This window comes from Megalodesulfovibrio paquesii (assembly GCF_054653055.1).
Map to the genome: position 1 here is coordinate 280,734 of NZ_BAAIGQ010000007.1, position 21,237 is coordinate 301,970.

Sequence of the window (21,237 nt, forward strand, 5' to 3'; positions counted from 1 at the left end):
AGTTGTAGACAGATGGCCACACCCCGCATGGAGCTGGTGCGCTCCGATTCCGCGCCCGACGAGGTGCCCCAGGCACCCCAAGCCTGTGCACCCACAGTGGATCTTGCCCTGGTGGATCGCGAGCCTACGGATGAAGACACCCGGCGTTTCTTTGCCCTCATCGACACCCGCCTGACCTCCGAACAGGCCGCGCGCATCGTCGCGCCCCCAACTTCCTATCCCCGGCAGCAGGAAATCCTGGCTGTGCACTGGCATCCTGAGTATGTGCCCTTTCCGCTCATCGAGCAGCGCATCGCGGCCTTGTATCCCAATGCCAGGGAAACATTGATTATTCCCACCCAGCACAACGTGCTCCTTTCCTGGGGCGACTACAGCGGGGTGGAGGTGGACTGTTATTCCAGCGGCTTCAACCGCAAGGTGCAGCTCCTGCTGCACTTCAAGACTGCCAATCTCGGTGAACGCGCCCACACCCTCAACGCCATGCTGGCGCATACACTCAAGTATCGCGGCTCCCAGCTCTTTGAGCTGCTCGATGCGCTCATGCTTGATTCGCAGGAAGAAATCCGCCAGCGCGCCGCCGGAGAGAGTGGGGCGGATGAGGCACTGGTGGAGTTCTGTACCATCCAGGCATCCAAGCTGAAGTATCTGGTGGAAACCCACTGGAACGACGTGCCCGTGGACATGATCAAAAACAAGCTGGTGCGCAACTGGCTGGACATGCTGCGGACGTACTACGGCGACAAGTTCATCGCCCGCTGCCAGACCTACGTCAAGCAGGTCAAAATGCAGGTCAAGGAGCGCTTTTCGCTGAGCTACTTTTACCGGGCCTCGGAAGTCATCGAGGAAGCCCGCAGCCTGGGAGCCGGGGTGGTCATTCCGCATCCGGAGCAGTTCTGGCCCATTCTCCTGGCCGGCTACGATGTGGACGGCTACGAGGTCTGGAACCCGCAATCCCTGGAGTACACGGAATTCCTCATTACCGTGGTGCACCGGCAAAACAAGAGCCGCTGCCGCACCGAGCGTCAGCTGCTCGTCTTCATGGGCGACGACTGTCACATGAGCGAAAAACTCAAGGACACTGCCAGCCAGGATCCTGAGAAAACCGCTCGGGAAGTCGGTCTGCAGCCGCCCTGGGAAGACATGGGCATCCGCAAAAGCCTCATCGTGGCCGGCATGGACCGCCGTTCCCTCATCGCCGAATACGCCGCCCGGCTGGACTAACCCCTCTCAACCGCACCCGCCGCACGGGAGATTGCCATGAGCGACGACAAGACCTTCAAACACGAAAGCCTGCAGGACCCGGCGTCCGTCCTGGCCTATCTGGACGCCCTGCGCGAGGGCCTGGCCAAGGGCGCGCTGGTGCTCACCACCAAGGAAAAGGAACTCGTGCTGCAGCTCAAGGGGCTGATCCGCTTTGATATCGAGGCCAAGCGCAAGGATTCCCAGCGCAAGCTGACCCTGAAGCTGACCTGGAAAGACTGCGATGAGCCCATGGACGACGCCGAGGATCTGAGCATTGAAGCCAGGCCCGTAGACGCCCAGCGCTAAGGCCGGCTCTGGCCGAAACCCCCTCCGCACCCCAACAGGCAATCACAGGCAGGGACGTTGTGGAACGCATTCTCCTCCGGGAAGGCATCGCTGAAAATCTCCGCTTCATGGTCCTGGAAGTGACCAAGCAGGTGGAGAACACCCAAAAGGCCCTGGACAACTATGATCAGAAGATCATGGACTCCATCGCCAGCCGCGACGACTACATCGACAACCTGAAGAGCGTCGTGGAAAACAAATGCTTCACGGCCATCCATACCCAGCGCGCCCAGGACAAGCGGGCCGTGGATCTGGTGCGCGCCGCAAACACCGTGGCCAATAATCTGGAACGCGTGGGCGACTTTGCCGTCTCCATCGTCGGGCAGATCAAGTACCTGAAGAGCCAGAGCTTCATCCGGCGCTACGACTATCCCCGCTTCTTCAAGGAAGTGCTGGACGCGTTGGAAATGGTCTATCAGGCTGTGGTCAAACAGGATCTTTCCCTGGCCTTCAAGATCTGCCGGGTGGAGAACACCCTGGACATGCTCTACAAGGTCCAGTTCGACCGCATTCTCTATGAACTGCGCAGCGGCAAGGAGACCGAGAACCTCATCACCTCGCACCTCATCCTGCGCTATCTGGAACGCATGGGCGATGCCATCCTGAACATTGGCGAGGCCATCATCTTCGCGGCCGTGGGCGAGAAGTTCAAGATTCGCCAGTATCACGCCCTCAAGGAAACCCTGGCCCTTTCCGGCATCGACACGCCCATCAGCGACGTGGAATTCCACTCCATCTGGGGCACGCGGTCGGGCTGCCGCATCGGCTATGTGGCCAACTCCTCCCAGGACCCCGAGGAAGGCGAGGACGCCGGTCGCGCCAAGCCCTCCGCCGGCGTGCTCTTCAAGGAAGGCAACAAGAAGAAGCTGCTGCAGGAGATGGAAAACATCATGCGCTGGGAGTCCATTCTGCCGGGACTGCCGCCGCGCGTGCTGGCTCATCAGGAGGACGCCACCCAGGCCTCCCTGCTCATCGAGTTCCTGGGCGGCTGCAACTTTCAGGATGTGGTGCTGACTGGCGATCCGGAAGTGGTCAAGAACGCCTTTTTCCTCATTTCCGAAACCCTGGCCGGCATCTGGGACCAGACCCTGGCCGAAACCCAGGCCCGCTCCCACTTCATGGAGCAGCTCAGAAGCCGCCTGGGCGATGTGTTCCGGCTCTATCCCTCCCTGGACGCCCCGCCCATGTGGGTCGGTGCGCACCCGGTGCTGCCCCTGCGGGAGATGATCGACCGCGTGCAGGCCATCGAGGAAACGCTGCTGGCGCCGTACACCGTGTTCATTCATGGCGACTTCAACTGCAACAATATCGTCTACGACCACGAGACCCAGCGCGTGCATTACATCGACCTGCATCGCTCCAAACAGGCGGATCCATTGCAGGATATCTCCGTCTTCCTGCTCTCCAACTTCCGGCTGCCCATTTTCGATACCCACCTGCGCGCCCGACTCAATAGCGTCACAATGGCCATGTATCACTTCGCCAAGGAGTATGGGCTCAAGCATGGGGACGATTGCTTCGAGGCCCGCCTGGCCATCGGTCTGGCCCGGAACTTCATCTCCTCCGTGCGCTTTGAACTCAATCCCAAGTTTGCCAGAGAACTCTTCCAGCGCGGGCGGTACCTGCTGGAACGCATCCTGGCCCACGAGGGCAAGCCCTGGCAGGAGTTCAGGCTCCCGGAACAGGTGCTGGTGTATTAACGGACAACAACCGCGGCGGCCTCTGCCGTCGCCTGGCGCTGGTCAAGGAAGGTAGGACATGAAGAAGATTGCGGTCATCGGCATTCCCGGGGGCTGGTCCTCGGAACTGCTGGCGGACACCGTGGCCAAGAAGACGGGCTTCCGCGCGCTGGTGGAGCTCAAGGACTGTGCGCTGGACCTTGAACATGGCGAGCTCTTCGACTCGCAGGTCAAGCTCCATGAGATGGACGCCATCATCGTGAAAAAGGCCGGGCGCTACTATTCGCCCCACCTCATCGACCGGCTGGAAATGCTGCGCTTTCTGGGGCAGCGCCGGGGCATCCCCATCTTTTCCGACCCCGAGCGCATCATCCGCGTGCTTGACCGCATGACCTGCACCGTGACCCTGGCCGCCAACGACATTCCCATGCCGCCCACGGCCATCACCGAATCCCCGGATCAGGCCCTGGCTTTTGTGGAGCGCTACGGCCGCGCCGTGTTCAAACCCCTGTATTCGACCAAGGCCCGCGGCATGGAAGTGATCGAGGCCGGCCCGGCCGCCCGCCACGAGATTGAAGGCTTCCATGAGACCAACCCCGTGATGTACCTGCAGCGCATGGTCTCCCACATTGGCATGGACCTGGGCGTGACTTTCCTGGGCGGCGAGTACCTGGCCACCTACGCCCGCAAGGGCAATGGGGAAAGCTGGAACACCACCACCCGTTCCGGCGGCAGGTACGTGCCCTACGAGCCCAGCAAGGAAATCATCGAACTGGCACGTCGCGCTCAGAGCCTCTTCAAGCTGGATTTCACCTGCGTGGACATCGTGGAGACCAACGAGGGCCCCATGTGCTTTGAAGTCTCGGCCTTTGGCGGCTTCCGCGGCCTGCTCGACGCCAATAACATCGACGCCGCAGACCGGTATGTCGATTACGTGCTCGGGAGGATCGGCGCATGAGCTTCCCCACCGTGCAAGCCCTGGTGGACGGCCTTCTGGCCGGTGCGGAGACCCCGCACGTCCTGCATCTGGCGTTCGGGCATTACGTGGCCGAGGTCCGCTCGAACCACGAACCCCTGATCGCCTCCCTGCGGAAGTATTACCGGGATTTTCTGACCCCTCCCGCGCAACCCCATGCGGTGATCCATGCCGTGGAAGCGCCCGCACCGGACCCGGAAGCCCTGGGCCTGAATTTTGAGGTCAAGACACCCGATCCGGGCAAAACCAAGATCAAGGAAGAATTTCTGGATCTGCCCGACGGCCGGCTGGTGCGCAAGCGGCTCACCGGGCTGCTCTTTGCCTTCGGCGCGGGCCGGCATCTGGCCGTGGGCCCCTGTCTGGCCAACGACAACCAGATCGTCAACTTCATCAACAACCGCTTCATCGAATACTGTCTGGATGGCGGCAGCCTGCTGTTCCACGCCGCCGGCGTGGCCCGCAACGGGCAGGGCCTGGCCCTGGCCGGCTTCTCGGGCATGGGCAAGTCCACCCTGGCCCTGCACATCATGCGCCGGGGCACGCAGTTCGTCTCCAACGACCGGCTCATGGTCAAGGGCGGCGAACAGTATGATGACGCCAAAACCGGCATCTCCATGTTCGGCGTGGCCAAAATGCCGCGCATCAACCCCGGCACCATCCTGAACAACCCCGATCTGACCTCGGTGATGACCGAGGAGGAGCGCGAGGAGTTCGAGTCCCTGCCCCTGGACGAGCTCTGGAGCCTGGAACACAAGTACGACGCCTTCATCGACGAGTGCTTCGGCCCCGGCAAGTTCCTGCTGGCCTCGCCCATGAGCGGGCTGGTGCTGCTGAACTGGAAGCGCGACGGCGGCCCTCTGAAGATTGCCCAGATCGACCTGAATTCCCGCGACGACCTCATGCCCGCCTTCATGAAGCCGGCCGGCCTCTTCTACGGCCCCGGCAAGAACACGCCTTACACCATGGAGGCCTACCGGGCGCTCCTGGCCAACTGCCCGGTGTACGAGCTTTCCGGCGGGGTGGACTTTGACGCCGCCGCGGACTGGTGCGCCAAGCTCATCAGCTAGCCGCGCCCTGCGACATGCTGCACCCGCGCCGCCCGCTCCGGTTTTTGCACCGGGACGGGCGGCGTCTCTCCACATATCTCCCCTGGGGCGCGATCCATGCAACGTGTTCAGATCACTCACCACATCAACGTGCCGGACCCAATCAAGGTGGCCCGCTACCGCACGGCCCCGCACCTTGGGCCCAGGCTGCTCTTTTTTACCGGCGGCACGGCCCTGAAGACGCTTTCCCAGGAGCTGCTCAGCTACACCCACAATTCCATCCACATCATCACCCCTTTTGATTCCGGGGGAAGCTCCGCTGAAATCCGGAAACATTTCAACATGCTTGGGGTGGGAGACCTGCGCAACCGGCTCATGGCCCTGGCCGACCGCTCCTTGCAGGGCAACCCGCAGATCTTCGACCTCTTTGCCTATCGGCTGCCTAAGGACGCCGAACCAGCTGACCTGCGCGAGCGCCTGCGCAAGCTCATCGACGGCAAGGACCCGCTGATCACCCGCATTCACGACCCCATGCGCAAGCTCATCCGCAGCCACCTGCGCTTCTTTTCCGAGCGCATGCCGGACAACTTTGAGCTGCGCGGCGCCTCCATCGGCAACCTGATCCTCACCGGCGGCTATTTCAATTACAACAGGCACATCGACCCGGTTATCTACCTGTTCTCGAAACTGGTCGAAGCCCGCGGCATTGTGCGGCCGGTGATCAACATGGATCTCCATCTGGCCGCCGAGCTGGCCGACGGGAGTGTCATTCCTGGCCAGCACAACATTACCGGCAAGGAAGCCACCCCCCTGGCCAGCCCAATCAAGCGGCTCTTCCTGACCAGGGAGCGCGACCCCCGCGAAGACGGCGCGCCCTGTGAGGAGGCCGAACCGCCCGTGGTGCGGCGAAAGGTGTCCGATCTTATCAAAACGGCCGAGATCATTTGCTATCCCATGGGCAGTTTTTATTCCAGCGTCATTGCCAACCTGCTGCCCCGCGGGGTGGGTTCGGCCATTGCCGAGACCAACTGCCCCAAGGTCTATGTGCCGAACCTGGGCAACGATCCGGAAATGGTGGGCATGGGCCTCTTTGACGCAGTGCGCACGCTGCTCTCGTACCTGGAAAAAAGCTGCAATCAGGCCACGGCTCGCGACCGGCTACTGAACTTCCTGCTCATCGACACCAAACGCGGCAAGTATCCGCAACCCCTGCACCTGGACAAGATTCGCCGTTTTGGCGTGGAAATCCTGGATGTGGAGATGGTTTCGGAACACAGCGCCCCCTATCTGGACCCCAACAAGGTCATCGAGCACGTGCTAAGTCTGGTGTAGCGGACGGAGGCGAGCTATTGCCCCGCAGGGGAGGCCTGCCTGTACGGCAGCTCCAGGAGTAGCTGGAGCTCCGGGAATGGTGCTGACCAAAGGGCTGGAGCTGGCCGAAAGGGTTGGTGGCTCATATTATGTTGCGTACGCAACGACATGAGGCGTCGGAGCACATAACGGGTCGGCAGCATAGGCTGGCGGCGCGGGCGAGGAGGGGGAAAACAAAACGGGAGGGTCGGCAGACCCTCCCGTGGGGAGTTGGCGGGGCAGGGCGGCGGGTGACTACCTGTTGCCCGGGGCGGGACCGTCGTCTTGTTCTTCCAGGTCATCCAGGTCCGCTGGGTCCTCGGGGTCGCAGTAGTCGTCGCCGTTGACGTACTGGCTCTGGGGCGGGTAGTCCCTGTAGTCGGGGCGGTATTCCTGGTAGCTGGGTCTTCCGGGGCGGATTTCCGGGCCGCGGTCATTGCGGTAGTCCCCCCGGGGCTCAGGACGGTAGTCATTGCGGGGCTCGGGCCGGCCGTCGGGCCTGGTTTCGCGGAAGAGTTCGATATCTTCCCGAATGTCATCAAAATACGTGACATTGGAGGCGATGTCGAAGAGTTCGCGAGCCAGCTGGTCCTTCCAGCTGATGATTTCCACGCGAATGCCCAGATTCAGGATGTAGTGGACGCATTCGTACAGGTCGCCGTCGCCGCTCATGAGGATGGCGGTATCGTAGCCCTTGTTCAGGGCAAGGATGAGCATCTTGGTGGCAATGCCCACATCCACGCCTTTTTCCTCAATCATGGAGCGGGTATGCTGGCAGTTGCGGCAGGTGGAGACGTATGTTCTGGGCTCGTACAGCTTCACGTGCCAATGCAGCTGGCTGCGGACAAAGTGGTAAAAGGCCTCGGAGCTGGAGGTGGTCGGTGCGTCGCGTTCTGTCTGCATCATGGCCGTGCCGAACAGGTAGGTCTGCCAGACAGGGCCGCCAGTTTCGATGTACTCTTGCAGTTTTTTCCAGTCGATGCGCCAGCCGGCCTTGCCGACGCCGCGATAAATGTTGGCATTGTCAATAAAGCAGATGGTTTTCCCGCGAGGGTATGGCATGAAATTCCCTTTCTGAACGTGGCGAGGATGTTACGCGCATATGTGGTGAAAGCCGAATCATTTCGACATACCCCGCTTTGATGCGGCAATCAAGGACGCTTGGCGCGGTGGGAAATTTGCATAAAGAAATCAACGCGGCAACTTGTGCAGGCCGCGTGCGATGAGTTTTTCATAATAATTTGAAATGATATGGATATCAGCAGACAACCCGCCATGGTGGCATGGGGAAGCAGGCATGAATGAAAAATTGTCCACCCAGGAAACACAGCAGCACAGCGGCGAGTTCGGCTTCCCTGAGCTGGATGCCGCGGCTGTTGGCTATGAGAATTATCTCAACAACTTTCAAATCGATGCCCCCCTGGCCGCGTCATTCATCAACCGGGTACTGGCCGAGGGGCGCACGCAGCTTTCCGCCAGGGTCGGGGCCCTGTTCCAGCAGGCTGTGCGGGCTGCGGTGCTGCTATCGCCCTTTGATCCGGACATTCTGCATATCGGCGCCCAGTCCGGACTGTTTCCGAATATCGACACCGTGCGCAAGGTGCTCCTGGCCACCAACGGCGACGCAGCCGTCTTCGAGGAAATCCGTCACGCTCCCTTCAAACATCATGCGGAAGAGATCCGCGCCATCTGCCAGAAGCTTCTCACCCGGCACCCCATGCATGTGATGGCTGCGGATCTGCTGCTGCGCGTGGATTTGTACGAGGGCAGGCCGCCGGATCCACTTCTGGAACGGTTCCAGTGCCCCAAGGTCATCAGCCCACTCTGGGAGAAGCGGCTGTACGACCATTTTGCGACCATGGGCGACGACGCGAACGCCCTGCCGCGATGGAAGTCTGTGGCAGCAGTGGCCGAGGGCGATCCCTTCACCCTCTGCCGGGCCGCGGAGATGTGGCGGCGACAAGGCCGTCTGGACACCTGCCTGGCTCTGTACGCCAAGGCGCAGGCGCTGGATCCATTCACCACGCCCTATGCCCTGCGCATGCAGGCGTTGAAGCGGCCCTTTGTGCCAAATCCGGCGCTGACGGCTGCCAAAAAAGTGTGTATCTGCCTGTATAGTTACAACAAGGCCACGATGATGGGCGAGACGCTGGAAAGCCTGGCTGCCACCCGCATCGGCCCGGCTCGTATTCTGGTGCTGCTCAATGGCTGTACCGACCATAGCCGCGCCGTGGCTGATCAGGCCCGGGCCCTGTTTCCGGAGAATGAGTACGAGGTCATCGAACTGCCGGTGAATGTTGGTGCGCCTGCGGCTCGCAATTGGCTCCTGAGCCAGCCGGCCGTGCGGGAAAGCGAGTACGTGGCTTTTCTTGATGATGACATCTACCTGCAGGAGGATTGGCTGGACCAGTTCCTCACGGTGGCCGAGTCTGATCCTAAAATCGGCAATGTGGGCTGCAAGGTGGTCTTCCCTGGCGAGCATCCACTTCTGCAGTATCTGTATCGCCATGTATCCTGGAGTACAGAAAAGGCAGTTCGCGCCAGCTTGCCCACGCCGTATCTGCAATACGACATCGGTCTGTATGATGTGGTCCGGGAAACGCGCGTGGTAATGGGGTGTTTGCATCTGCTGCGCGTGGCCTCCCTGGCCGACGCGCCGTGGTTTGACATCCGCTACTCCCCTTCACAGATTGATGACACAGACCACGATCTCCAGCTCTGCGTGGCCGGCTGGAAGGTGTGGTATTGCGGCACGGTCACTTGTGTGCACCGGCAGAACTCCGGCACCTCCGTACGCAGCAAGCTGAATTGGGCGGGGCAGGGCAATATTATCGGCAACGATACGAAATTCTATTACAAATGGGTGGAAAAGGCGGAGGCGCTGCGGGCGCTGGATTCCCTGAGCTGCGCCAAGACGCTGCCGGAGGGGCAATAACCGCCGCCCCGGGAAATTGAAAACCTGCCTGCAACGGGGCGGCGCTTGGGATTGACGCGCCCCGTTGCAGGCGCTCTGGCGGCAGACGCTAGTGTGCCGCACCCAGGCCGGTCATGATTTCGTGAAGCCTGTGTGCCTGTTCGGCAAGATTCTGGACACTGCGGTTGGCAGAGCGCATGTCTTCCACCACCCGGCTGGCAATATCGGCAATTTCGCTGCTGGAGCGAGTGATTTCATCGCTGGCGGCGGATTGTTCCTCACTGGCGGCGGCGATGCTCTGGACCTCGCCGGCCGTATCCTGGACCAGGGCGCGGATGGAGGCCAGGGATTCCCCGGCAGCATGCACCTGGGCCGCCACCTCGCCAATGGTATTGGCGTTTTCCTGCGATGCGGCAATGCTGGTGCGGGCACTGTGTTGGATTTTGCTAATGTAACTGCCCACTTCCTTGGTGGCCTGCATCGTTTTTTCTGCGAGTTTGCGGACTTCATCAGCCACCACGGCAAAGCCTCGGCCGGCATCCCCGGCCCGGGCCGCTTCAATGGCCGCGTTGAGGGCCAGGAGGTTGGTCTGGTCGGCAATGTCGTTAATCACGGTCATGATCTCGCCGATGCCCTCAGCCTGGGTGCCCAGGGCGCCCATTTCCTTGGCCAGAGTCTCGGACTTGGCATGCAGACCGTCCATGGCCTGCACCACCTGCTGGACTTTTTCCGCGCCAGCGTTGGCTGTTTCCTGGGCCTCGGTGGCGCGGCGGGCTGCCTGGTTGGCGCTGGAGGCCACATTAAGGATGGTGTCGTTCATCTGTTCCAGGGCGTTGGCCACCTCATGCGCGCGCTGCCGTTGGGATTCCGCACCGTTGCCGGCATCTTTGGTTTCCGTCTCCAACTGCCCGGAGGAGGCCTCCAGGGCTTCGGCGATTTCGAAGGCTGTTTTGGCAGCCTCGGCCAGCCGTTCCTTCTGCGCGGTGATGGTCCGCTCGTTGCGTACCGTATTGGTGAAGTCCATGATGGTGGTGAAACCACCGATGAGCTTGCCGTCCAGGTCCATGATGGGAGCGGAGGCCACGGAAATATACTTGGTATTGCCCTTGTGGGACTGTACTTCCGTCTTGGCAAACTTGCGCTGGCGTTCCTTGATGGCCAATTCCGAGACGGTGGTGCGGTCATCACCATAAAAGAATTCCGAAAACTTCCTGCCGTAATGGTCTTCAGGCTTGCCAGTGTGTTCGAGCAGCTTGAGCAAGCTTTCGTTCATCCATTTGATACGGCCATCCTCAGTCACCACCACCATGGGAGTGATGACGTTGGCAATAATGGCGTCGGCAAATCCGACTTTATCTTTCATCGTGGAGAGCATGGCGCGGAACGATTGCTGTAATTCGCCTGTTTCAAGAATGCATTGATCACTTAAATCAACATTCAGATTGCCGCGTGAGACTTCATCTGCGCATTGAATGAGTTTTCGGAGAGGGTTGAAGGCCTTGTAGAGCGCATAATATGTGCCAATCAGCAAGGCAATGGATGTTGCACAGAGGATGGTAATAATCGTTTCCCCTCCGGAAACGACAATAGTTCCTGCTAACATCAGTGCGATTAATGCCAGTGAGGCAGCTACACGTAGCAACATGACTGTTTCCCCTTGCAGGTGATTGGAAGCCGGGCCATCAAGCAAACGAAATCTTGAGCAAAAAATGCGCCCAAACAATTAGAGCCGTGATTCGCGCAGGTTGCAGATCCTCCGCGTACAAATTTCCACAACGGCAGGTCAACCTGCGCCAGTGAGCAATGCTCCTGATCCGCAAGGATAATCCCCAAGACACGAAAATGCCATACTATTATTGTGCAGGAGGGGTGTGTCGGAAAGATACAGACTGTTTGTTTGACTGTATTGTATTGACACAAAGCCCCGTTTTTCGTTCGGAGGAGCGCGGAAAAATTTTCATGAAAACAAGATATTGTAACGATCTGCCATCCCAGAAAGCGGTCGGCATTCCAATCTGGCCGTGAGCCGGAAGGGAGTGCGTTCGATGCAATTATTGGGGGTTCAGCTGTTGCGGCCAGTGCTTTGTTACAAGCGTGTCGGCATGGCGGCCTGATCGAATGAGGGGGGCAGGGCTGGCAGGCTTCTCCGCCTCGCCGTGGCGCTTGGGGGGCGGTGGATGAGCCGACCTGAAGGGATAACTTTGAGTTGACAAGAGAGGGAATTCTCGCGTACAAACCCATCTCTTCAGAGCGCCGACGTAGCTCAGATGGTAGAGCAGTTGATTCGTAATCATCAGGTCAGGAGTTCAATTCTCCTCGTCGGCTCCAGGAAGTACAGCCCGGGTGCGTGAGCGCCCGGGCTTTTTTGTTGTTGTCAAACGCGCCCGGGCGATGTGTGGCAGGTGTGGTGGTGGCTTGAAGGCTAGGGTTCTTTAATGATTTCAGGAGGAATTTCGGTTGGGACACGAATGACAAATGTGTAAGTCTTGCCTTTTGGCTAATGTGACAAGGTTGACAAATTTGTATGAATTTTTGGTGACAATTTTTAACTGTCTTGAAAAAAATCTTCATTTTCATGTAGTTATTCAAGTGGCATGCCAGTTGCTCCCTCAAGTGCGAATGTCGCTGGGCCCTTGCGCGGGCCGGATCGCAAACGGGTTGCCGGTGTTCCCCAACCCGATGAATGCGTAACAGGTTGCTGCAGCATGAAAAACCCCGACAGGGTGCTGCAGGCGGTGTCCACTTGAACTTCATGAGGAGCAGTACATGCGGCGGACGAAATTTGTCATTTTTGGACTGGCAGCCTTGCTTGTCGTTGCTATCGCCAACCCTGTCCGTGCCGAGGAAACCATCAAGGTCGGCATTCTCCACTCTCTTTCGGGCACCATGGCCATCAGCGAAACCACGCTGAAGGACACGATGCTCATGCTCATCGACGAGCAGAACAAGAAGGGCGGCTTGCTGGGCAAGAAACTGGAAGCCGTGGTGGTGGACCCCGCCTCCAACTGGCCGCTGTTTGCCGAAAAAGCCCGCGAACTGCTGACCAAGGACAAGGTTGCCGCCGTGTTCGGCTGCTGGACGTCCGTGTCCCGCAAGTCCGTGCTCCCTGTTTTTGAAGAGCTGAACGGCCTGTTGTTCTACCCCGTGCAGTACGAAGGCGAGGAATCTTCCAAAAACGTCTTTTACACTGGCGCCGCCCCGAACCAGCAGGCCATCCCCGCCGTGGATTATCTGATGGACAAGGTGGGCGTGAAGCGCTGGGTGCTGGCCGGCACGGACTACGTCTACCCTCGCACCACCAACAAAATCCTGGAAGCCTACCTCAAGAGCAAGGGGGTGGCTCAGGAAGATATACTGATCAATTACACGCCCTTCGGACATTCCGACTGGCAGTCCATCGTGGCGGATATCAAGAAGTTCGGCGCGGCCGGCAAGAAGACCGCCGTGGTTTCCACCATCAATGGCGACGCCAACGTGCCCTTCTACAAGGAACTGGCCAACCAGGGTGTTTCTGCTGAAGACATCCCCGTGGTGGCCTTCTCCGTGGGCGAGGAAGAACTTTCCGGCATCGACACCAAGCCCCTCGTGGGCCACCTGGCGGCCTGGAACTACTTCATGAGCGTGGACGCTGCGGCCAACGACGAATTCATCGAAAGCTGGCACAAGTTCATCAAGGATACCAAGCGGGTTACCAACGATCCCATGGAAGCCCACTTCATCGGCTTCAACATGTGGGTGGAAGCGGTCAAGAAGGCCGGCACCACCGATCCCAACGCCGTGGCCGATGCCATCATCGGCGTGGCCGTGCCCAACCTGACCGGCGGCATTGCCACCATGATGCCCAACCACCACATCACCAAGCCCGTGCTCATTGGCGAAATCCAGGACGACGGCCAGTTCCAGGTGGTGTGGCAGACCTCCGGCACCGTGGTGGGCGACGCCTGGTCCGACTTCCTGCCCGGCTCCAAGGACATCATCGCCGACTGGCGCGCCCCGCTTTCCTGCGGCAACTTCAACGTCAAGACCAGCAAGTGCTCCGGCCAGAACTACAAATAGGCTGACGCGACGCATCCCCGGGGCCGCCGACCGCATTGGCGCGGCGGCCCTTTTCGAATTTTCTCAAGCAACTCCAGGGAGCAGCGATGCGCTTCGCAGCCAAGACCATGCCCGCGGTCCTCGGCCTTTTGCTGATCGGCCTGGCCCTGAATCTGGCCCTGAACTGGGCCCTGAACCTGGCCGGCACGCCCCTCTCCCTTGTCCGGCCCGCCGAAGCCGCCCCCGCCGGCGAGGCCCTCATTCCCCTGCTGACCAGCGACAACCTGGAAGACCGGGACAAGGCCGTGGATCTGCTGGCCCGGGATGATTCCCCGCAGGCTGATGTCCTGCTTGCCGCCTTGCTGGAGGGCAATCTGTACGTCCGCAAGCAGGACGGCCGGATCGTCCTGGCCCAGGATACCGGGGAGGCCCTGGCCATCACCGACCCCATGACCGGCGAAGCCCTCGGCGAGACCACCAAACGCAAGCTCTCCAAGGTTTCGGTCAACAACAGCCTGCGCACGCGCATCCGCAGCCTCCTGGCCCAGCGGACCCTGGCCAGCCCGGATCTGGACCGCCGCCGCGAGGCCGCTGCGCATCTGCTCGGCCGGCTGGAAGAAATCGAGCCCGAAACCCTGCAGGCCCGGCTGGAAGTGGAGCAGGATGCCCAGGTGCGCGAGAGTCTGGAAAAGGTTCTGGCCCTGAAAACCCTGGAAACGGCCGCCGGCCCCACGGCCATTGCCGCCGTGGAAAAGCTGGCTGGGGATCTGAACCCGGAAACCCGTCAGGCCCTGGTCAAAATGCATGAACGCGTGGCCAATCCCGAGCTTCGGCAGGCCATCGAACGGGTGCAGCGGGACATCGACCGCAAGGTGCAGCTGGTGGGCTTTGCCGAAACGCTCTTTTTCGGCGTCAGCCTGGGGTCGGTGCTGGTGCTGGCGGCCATCGGCCTGGCCATCACCTTCGGCGTCATGGGCGTCATCAACATGGCCCACGGGGAGCTGATGATGCTCGGCGCGTACACCACCTACGTGGTCCAGCAGCTCATGCCCCAGCATATCGGCGCCTCGCTCTTTGTGGCCGTGCCGGCTGCCTTTCTGGTGGCCATGCTGGTGGGCGTGCTCATCGAGCGGCTGGTGATCCGCTTTCTTTACGGCCGCCCCCTGGAAACCCTCCTGGCCACCTTCGGCGTCAGCCTGGTGCTGCAGCAGGCTGTGCGGACCATCTTCTCGCCCCTGAACCGCTCCGTGACCACGCCGGACTGGATGAGCGGCTCCATCATGATCAACCCGGTGCTGTCCCTGACGCTCAACCGGCTGTATATCATTCTCTTTTGCCTGCTGGCCTTTGCGGCGCTGAGTCTGGTGCTCAAGCGGACACGGCTGGGGCTGGAGGTGCGGGCCGTGTCCCAGAACCGGGCCATGGCCCGGGCCATGGGCACCAGGGCCTCCCTGGTGGACGCGCTGACCTTTGGCCTGGGCTCGGGCATTGCCGGCGTGGCCGGAGTGGCCTTGAGCCAGCTGACCAACGTGGGCCCCAATCTGGGCCAATCCTACATCATCGATTCCTTCATGGTCGTGGTCTTCGGCGGGGTGGGCAACCTCTGGGGCACCCTGGTGGCCGGGCTGGTGCTCGGGGTGGTGGACAAGGTCATGGAGCCGCTGAGCGGCGCGGTCCTGTCCAAGATCCTGGTGCTGGTGGGTATCATCCTCTTCATTCAGAAGCGCCCGAGAGGCCTGTTCCCGCAGCGGGGCAGGGCGGTGGAGAACTGATATGCGCATGCAAGAGCCCTTGCTCGACAAGCCGACCCGGGTCTTCCTCCTGGTCCTGGGCGTGGCCACGGCGGTGGTGTCCCTCTCCAACCTGTTCATTCCGCAGGGCACGGTCCTGCATGTGTCCACGTACACCGTGACCCTGCTGGGCAAGTATCTGGCCTATGCGCTCCTGGCCGTGGCCGTGGATCTGGTCTGGGGCTACCTGGGCGTGCTCAGCCTGGGGCATGGCGCGTTCTTTGCCCTGGGCGGCTACGCCATGGGCATGCACCTGATGCGTCAGATTGGCGACCGCGGGGTGTACGGCAATCCGCTGCTGCCGGATTTCATGGTCTTTCTGAACTGGAAGGAACTGCCTTGGTTCTGGCACGGGTTCGACAGCTTCCCCTTCGCCATGCTCATGGTGCTGCTGGTGCCGGGGCTGTTGTCCTTTGTGTTCGGCTGGCTGGCGTTTCATTCGCGGGTGACGGGGGTCTATCTGTCCATCATCACCCAGGCCATGACCTATGCCTTGATGCTGGCCTTTTTCCGCAACGAGATGGGCTTTGGCGGCAACAATGGCATGACCGACTTCAAGGATATCCTCGGCTTCAGCCTGCAGAGCGACGGCATGCGGGTCACGCTTTTTGTCCTTTCGGCCCTGGCCCTGGCCGGGGGCTGCCTGCTCTGCCGGGCCATCGTGGCCTCCAAACTGGGCCGGGTCTGCGTGGCCGTGCGCGATGCCGAAGACCGCACCCGCTTCCTGGGCTATCGCGTGGAGCGGATCAAGGTCTGGGTTTTCACGGCCTCGGCGCTGCTCGCCGGGGTGGCCGGGGCGCTGTACACGCCGCAGGTGGGCATCATCAACCCCGGGGAGTTCGCCCCTCTCAACTCCATCGAGCTGGTCATCTGGGTCGCCGTGGGCGGCCGGGGGACGATCTACGGCGCGGTCATCGGCGCGCTGCTGGTCAACTTTGCCAAAACCTGGCTCACCGCGGCCATGCCCGAGGCCTGGCTGTTTGCCCTGGGCGGGCTCTTTGTCCTGGTGACCATGTTCCTCCCCCGCGGGGTGGCCGGGCTCGTCCGCCGCAAGGAGGACGCATGATCACCGACGCTCTGAAAAAAGCCGGTCTCCTGGGACGCAAGCCCCCCAGACGCCCGGTCCGCAATCCCCGCATCGACAACGAGGCTGCCGACGCCATGCGCGGCTTTATCCTCTATCTGGACAGCGTCTCCGTCAGCTTCGACGGGTTCAAGGCCATCAATAACCTGAACCTGTACATTGACGAGGGCGAGCTGCGCTGCGTCATCGGTCCCAATGGCGCGGGCAAGTCCACCATGATGGACATCATTACCGGCAAAACCAGGCCGGATACCGGCACCGTGCTGTTTGGCGAAGAGCTGGATCTGCTCTCCATGTCCGAACCGGAAATCGCCCAGGCCGGCATCGGGCGGAAGTTCCAGAAGCCATCGGTGTTCGAGAACCACACCGTCTTTCATAATCTGGAACTGGCCATGGCCGGCCCCAAGACCGTGCCGGCCCTGTTCCGCAGCCGGCTTTCTGGCGAAGAGAAGGACGGCATCGAACAGACCCTGGAGCTGATCGGCCTGGCGGACAAGCGCGGCCTGCGCGCCGGCGTGCTTTCCCACGGTCAGAAGCAATGGCTGGAGATCGGCATGCTGCTCATGCAAAAGCCCCGGCTGCTCCTGGTGGACGAGCCCGTGGCCGGCATGACCACCCAGGAGATGCACCGCACCGGCGAGCTGCTGACCTCCCTGGCCGGGGACTACTCCGTGGTGGTGGTGGAGCACGACATGGACTTTGTGCGCTCCATCGCCAAAAAGGTCACCGTGCTGCACCAGGGCTCGGTCCTGGCCGAGGGCAGCATGGACGCCATGCAGGCCGACCCGCGGGTCGTGGAAGTCTATCTGGGAGAAACCCAATGCTGAGCGTGGAAAAACTGAACCAGAGCTATGGCGAAAGCCGCACCCTCTGGGACCTGGACCTGACCGCGGCCAGGGGCGAGTGCCACTGCCTCATGGGCCGCAACGGCGTGGGCAAAACCACGCTGCTCAAGTGCATCATGGGCCTGCTGCCCCTGGACTCCGGAACCATCCGCTACAATGGTGCGCCCGTGCAGAAGCTCTCTGCCGAACGCCGCGCCCCCCTGGGCATCGGCTACGTGCCTCAGGGCCGGCAGATCTTCCCCCTGCTCACGGTGGAGGAGAATCTGCGCATCGGCCTGCCTGCCCGCCGCACCCGACACAAGGAACGAAATGGCCAGCGGCGCATTCCGGACATGATCTTCGAGCTTTTCCCCGTGCTCAAGGAGATGCTGAACCGCCGCGGCGGGGATCTTTCCGGCGGGCAGCAGCAGCAACTGGCCATCGGCCGCGCCCTGGCCACCGGGCCGGACCTGCTCATCCTGGATGAACCCACCGAAGGCATTCAGCCCAACGTGGTGCAGCAGATTGCGGACATCATCCGCCTGTTGAACAAGGAGCAGGGCCTGACCGTGCTCCTTGTGGAGCAGAAGCTGCACTTTGCCCGCAAGCTGGGGGATCGTTTCACCATCCTGGACCGCGGCCGCGCCGTGGCCGTGGGCGCCATGGCCGAACTGGACGATGGATTGGTGAAAGAGTACCTGACTGTATGACGATGGAATCGGCCAGCCCGGAACGCTCCTGGAAGGCCCGGCTCTCCCTGGGGTTCGAGGCCCGGCCGGATCGGACCGTGTTGCGGGAGCTGGACTTCCGCGGCCCCCTGCGGGTGCAGCGGACTTTTTACCCGGAAGGCGCGCCCTGCCACTGCTGCATCCTGCATCCGCCGGGCGGGCTGGTAAGCGGCGACCGGCTGGATATCGCCGTCCAGGTCGAGACGGGGGCGCATGCGCTGCTGACCACGCCTTCGGCCGGCAAGATCTATGGCGCAGACAGCCGCAACCTGCCGCAGGAGCAGCACGTCCGCCTGCAGATCCGCGATGGCGGCCGGCTGGAATGGCTGCCCATGGAGACCATCGTCTTTGACCGGGCCAATGCCATGACCAGCCTGGAGATTTCGCTGGAGGGCAGGGCGGTGGTCCTGGGCTGGGATATCGTCTGCCTGGGCCGGCCTGAATCCGCAGCCCCGTTCGGCAGCGGCCGGCTGGTCCAGCGGCTGGCCATTCATTGCGACGGGGTGCCCCTGCTGCTGGAACGCCTGGCGCTGGACGCCGGCGGACCGGTGGCCCTGGGCCGCTTTGGCCTGGCCGGCCAACCCGTGCTGGGGACCTTTTTTGCTGCCGGGCTTGCGGAACCAGCCGCCCAGGCTGCCCTGCTCGCGGCCCGCAAGGTGTTGGACCGCGCCAGCCCGGGCGTCAGCGCCGCCACCTTCCGGCGCGGCGTGCTGCTGGTGCGGCACTGCGGCGCCTCCACCCTGGCGGCGCGCACCGCGTTCGAAGCTGTCTGGCAGGCCATCCGTCCGCTGGTGCTGGACCGGCCGGCCTGTCCGCCCAGAGTCTGGGCCACGTGACCTGAACCGAGGAGAATTGGCGAGGCAAACCATGGAACTCACCCCCAGAGAAAAAGACAAGCTGCTGCTCTTCACTGCCGCCCTCCTGGCTGAACGCCGCCTGGGTCGCGGGCTCAGGCTCAACTACCCCGAGGCCGTGGCCCTCATCAGCGCGGCCATCCTCGAAGGCGCGCGAGATGGCCGCAGCGTGGCCGAGCTCATGAAGCTGGGCCGCGAGGTGTTGACCCGAGACCAGGTCATGGACGGCGTGGCCGAGATGATCCACGACGTGCAGGTCGAGGCCACCTTCCCGGACGGCACCAAGCTCGTCACGGTCCACAACCCCATCGTCTAAGGAGCAGCGCATGATTCCGGGCGAATTCCGCATCAAGGACGGCGAGATCGAACTCAACGCCGGCCGGCCCTCCCTGGAGCTGGAGGTGGCCAACACCGGCGACCGGCCCGTGCAGGTCGGCTCGCACTATCATTTCTTCGAAACCAACGCGGCCCTGCGCTTTGACCGGGACCAGACCCTGGGCATGCGGCTGGATATTCCCGCCGGTTCGGCCGTGCGCTTCGAGCCCGGCCAGACGCGCCGGGTGGTTCTGGTGCCCTATGCCGGCGAACGCTGCGTATACGGCTTCCGCGGCCTGGTGATGGGCCGTCTTGCAGACCGGGTGGAGGACTGAGCCATGGGCAGGATTTCCAGACAAGCCTACGCAGACATGTATGGTCCCACCACGGGCGACCGCATCCGTCTGGCCGATACCGAATTGTGGATCGAAATCGAGCGCGACTTCGCCATCCCCGGCGATGAAGTCAAGTTCGGCGGCGGCAAGGTCATCCGCGATGGCATGGGCCAGAGCCAGCGCGGTGGCGGCGAGGCCATGGACACGGTCATCACCAACGCCGTCATCCTGGACCATTGGGGCATCGTCAAGGCCGACGTGGGCATCCGCAACGGCCGCATCGCCGGCATCGGCAAGGCCGGCAACCCGGACACCCAGGCCGGCGTGACCATCGTCATCGGCCCGGGCACGGAGATCATTGCCGGTGAAGGGCAGATCCTCACCCCCGGCGCCATCGACGCGCACATCCATTTCATCTGCCCCCAGCAGGTGGACGAGGCGCTCATGTCCGGCGTCACCACCATGCTTGGCGGCGGCACCGGCCCGGCCACGGGCACCAACGCCACCACCTGCTCCCCCGGCCCCTGGCACCTGGGCCGCATGCTCCAGGCCGTGGATGGCCTGCCCATGAACTTCGGCTTTCTGGGCAAGGGCAACGCCAGCCAGCCCCAGGCCCTGCGCGAACAGCTGGAGGCCGGGGCCTGCGGCCTCAAACTCCATGAAGACTGGGGCACCACCCCCGCAGCCATCGACTGCTGCCTGGGCGTGGCGGAGGAATACGACGTCCAGGTGGCCATCCATACGGATACATTGAATGAATCCGGATTTGTGGAAGACACCCTCGCCGCATTCAAGGGCCGGACCATCCATACGTACCACACCGAAGGCGCCGGCGGCGGCCATGCCCCGGACATCATCAAGGCCTGCAGTCTGGAGCACGTCCTGCCTTCGTCCACCAACCCCACGCGGCCCTACACGGTGAATACCGTGGACGAGCATCTGGACATGCTCATGGTCTGCCACCATCTGGACCCGGGCATTCCGGAAGACGTGGCCTTTGCCGATTCCCGTATCCGCAAGGAGACCATTGCCGCTGAAGACATCCTGCACGATATGGGCGCCTTCTCCATGCTTTCCTCAGACTCCCAGGCCATGGGCCGGGTGGGGGAGGTGGGCATCCGCACCTGGCAGACGGCGCACAAGATGAAGGTGCAGCGCGGGCTGTTGCCCGAGGATGCGGCCCTGGGCTGCGACAACTTCCGGGCCCGGCGCTATCTGGCCAAAATCACCATCAACCCGGCCATTGCCCACGGCATCAGCCACGAGGTCGGATCCATCGAGGTGGGCAAGCTGGCGGATCTGGTGCTCTGGCAGCCGGCCTTTTTCGGGGTCAAGCCGTCCCTGATCATCAAGGGTGGCTTCATCGCCGCCGCCCCCATGGGCGACCCCAACGCTTCCATCCCCACACCCCAGCCGGTGCATTACCGGCGCATGTTCGGCGGGCTGGGTCTGGCCGCCGCGGCCACGAGCGTCAATTTCGTTTCCCAGGCCAGTCTGGCCAATGACGTTGGCCGCCAGCTCGGCCTGGGCCGCCGGCTTGTCGCCTGCCGGAACGCCCGCACCGTGCGCAAGGCGGACATGCGTCACAACGCCGCCACTCCGCACATGGAAGTCGATCCGCAAACCTATGAAGTCCGCGCCGATGGGGAACTGCTGGTCTGCGAACCCGCCGCCGTGCTGCCCATGGCCCAGCGGTACTTTTTGTTTTAGGCGATGCGTG

18 protein-coding genes and 1 tRNA gene are annotated in these 21,237 nt (G+C 62.1%); 17 read left to right on the forward strand and 2 right to left on the reverse strand.

What is annotated here, in order from left to right; all coding sequences use genetic code 11:
* Positions 1–12 precede the first annotated feature (12 nt).
* The 6 genes from ACYQ00_RS17685 (at position 13) to ACYQ00_RS17710 (ending at position 6,620) form a co-directional block, all read left to right on the forward strand.
* A complete protein-coding gene (locus ACYQ00_RS17685) occupies positions 13–1,221 on the forward strand; it encodes a hypothetical protein (RefSeq protein ID WP_460033411.1) in 1,209 nt (402 codons plus the stop codon).
* A 36-nt stretch (positions 1,222–1,257) separates the two neighbouring features.
* The gene (locus ACYQ00_RS17690) at positions 1,258–1,548 is read left to right on the forward strand and encodes an amphi-Trp domain-containing protein (protein WP_460033412.1); all 291 of its coding nucleotides are present in this window, start codon (positions 1,258–1,260) and stop codon (positions 1,546–1,548) included.
* Positions 1,549–1,607: 59 nt separating this feature from the next.
* Positions 1,608–3,287 carry a PhoU domain-containing protein gene (locus ACYQ00_RS17695; protein WP_460033413.1) on the forward strand — a complete coding sequence of 560 codons (1,680 nt, stop codon included), beginning with the start codon at positions 1,608–1,610 and terminating at the stop codon, positions 3,285–3,287.
* Between the two features lie 58 nt (positions 3,288–3,345).
* The gene (locus ACYQ00_RS17700) at positions 3,346–4,224 is read left to right on the forward strand and encodes a GAK system ATP-grasp enzyme (RefSeq protein WP_460033414.1); all 879 of its coding nucleotides are present in this window, start codon (positions 3,346–3,348) and stop codon (positions 4,222–4,224) included.
* Positions 4,221–5,309, forward strand: a complete 1,089-nt coding sequence (locus ACYQ00_RS17705) for an HprK-related kinase B (protein ID WP_460033415.1) — start codon at positions 4,221–4,223, stop codon at positions 5,307–5,309. The genes ACYQ00_RS17700 and ACYQ00_RS17705 overlap by 4 nt, the downstream gene beginning before the upstream one ends.
* A 96-nt stretch (positions 5,310–5,405) precedes the next feature.
* Positions 5,406–6,620 (forward strand): GAK system CofD-like protein, encoded by a 1,215-nt coding sequence (locus tag ACYQ00_RS17710; protein ID WP_460033416.1) that lies wholly within the window; start codon positions 5,406–5,408, stop codon positions 6,618–6,620.
* Between the two features lie 273 nt (positions 6,621–6,893).
* On the opposite strand, the gene ACYQ00_RS17715 is transcribed toward ACYQ00_RS17710, so the two are convergent.
* On the reverse strand, positions 6,894–7,700 hold the full coding sequence (locus tag ACYQ00_RS17715; RefSeq protein ID WP_460033417.1) for an NYN domain-containing protein: 807 nt from the start codon (positions 7,698–7,700) through the stop codon (positions 6,894–6,896).
* Positions 7,701–7,935: 235 nt separating this feature from the next.
* Here ACYQ00_RS17715 and ACYQ00_RS17720 point away from each other — a divergent pair, with 235 nt between their 5' ends.
* A complete protein-coding gene (locus tag ACYQ00_RS17720; protein ID WP_460033418.1) occupies positions 7,936–9,573 on the forward strand; it encodes a glycosyltransferase family 2 protein in 1,638 nt (545 codons plus the stop codon).
* A gap of 88 nt (positions 9,574–9,661) precedes the next feature.
* Here the strand turns inward: ACYQ00_RS17720 and ACYQ00_RS17725 are convergent, their stop codons facing one another.
* Entirely contained in the window at positions 9,662–10,915 is a 1,254-nt protein-coding gene (locus tag ACYQ00_RS17725) for a methyl-accepting chemotaxis protein (RefSeq protein ID WP_460033419.1), read from the reverse strand.
* A gap of 889 nt (positions 10,916–11,804) precedes the next feature.
* Here ACYQ00_RS17725 and ACYQ00_RS17730 point away from each other — a divergent pair.
* The 10 genes from ACYQ00_RS17730 to ureC all read left to right on the forward strand — a co-directional run bounded on the left by ACYQ00_RS17730 (position 11,805) and on the right by ureC (position 21,227).
* A tRNA-Thr gene (locus ACYQ00_RS17730) sits at positions 11,805–11,880 on the forward strand.
* Between the two features lie 438 nt (positions 11,881–12,318).
* Positions 12,319–13,608: an urea ABC transporter substrate-binding protein gene (gene urtA, locus ACYQ00_RS17735; RefSeq protein ID WP_460033420.1), complete on the forward strand. Its 1,290-nt coding sequence runs from the start codon at positions 12,319–12,321 to the stop codon at positions 13,606–13,608.
* A gap of 86 nt (positions 13,609–13,694) precedes the next feature.
* Positions 13,695–15,359, forward strand: a complete 1,665-nt coding sequence (gene urtB, locus ACYQ00_RS17740; RefSeq protein ID WP_460033421.1) for an urea ABC transporter permease subunit UrtB — start codon at positions 13,695–13,697, stop codon at positions 15,357–15,359.
* Between the two features lies 1 nt (position 15,360).
* Entirely contained in the window at positions 15,361–16,443 is a 1,083-nt protein-coding gene (gene urtC / locus ACYQ00_RS17745) for an urea ABC transporter permease subunit UrtC (protein ID WP_460033422.1), read from the forward strand.
* Positions 16,440–17,288, forward strand: coding sequence for an urea ABC transporter ATP-binding protein UrtD (gene urtD, locus ACYQ00_RS17750; protein ID WP_460033423.1), 849 nt, complete (start codon positions 16,440–16,442; stop codon positions 17,286–17,288). The genes urtC and urtD overlap by 4 nt, the downstream gene beginning before the upstream one ends.
* Positions 17,282–17,995 (forward strand): urea ABC transporter ATP-binding subunit UrtE, encoded by a 714-nt coding sequence (urtE, locus tag ACYQ00_RS17755; RefSeq protein WP_460033424.1) that lies wholly within the window; start codon positions 17,282–17,284, stop codon positions 17,993–17,995. Before urtD ends, urtE begins: the two co-directional genes overlap by 7 nt.
* Positions 17,992–18,849 (forward strand): urease accessory protein UreD, encoded by an 858-nt coding sequence (locus ACYQ00_RS17760; RefSeq protein WP_460033425.1) that lies wholly within the window; start codon positions 17,992–17,994, stop codon positions 18,847–18,849. Before urtE ends, ACYQ00_RS17760 begins: the two co-directional genes overlap by 4 nt.
* 31 nt (positions 18,850–18,880) lie before the next feature.
* Positions 18,881–19,183 (forward strand): urease subunit gamma, encoded by a 303-nt coding sequence (locus tag ACYQ00_RS17765; protein ID WP_460033426.1) that lies wholly within the window; start codon positions 18,881–18,883, stop codon positions 19,181–19,183.
* A 10-nt stretch (positions 19,184–19,193) separates the two neighbouring features.
* On the forward strand, positions 19,194–19,517 hold the full coding sequence (locus ACYQ00_RS17770) for an urease subunit beta (protein WP_460033427.1): 324 nt from the start codon (positions 19,194–19,196) through the stop codon (positions 19,515–19,517).
* Between the two features lie 3 nt (positions 19,518–19,520).
* On the forward strand, positions 19,521–21,227 hold the full coding sequence (gene ureC / locus ACYQ00_RS17775) for an urease subunit alpha (protein ID WP_460033428.1): 1,707 nt from the start codon (positions 19,521–19,523) through the stop codon (positions 21,225–21,227).
* Positions 21,228–21,237 lie beyond the last annotated feature (10 nt).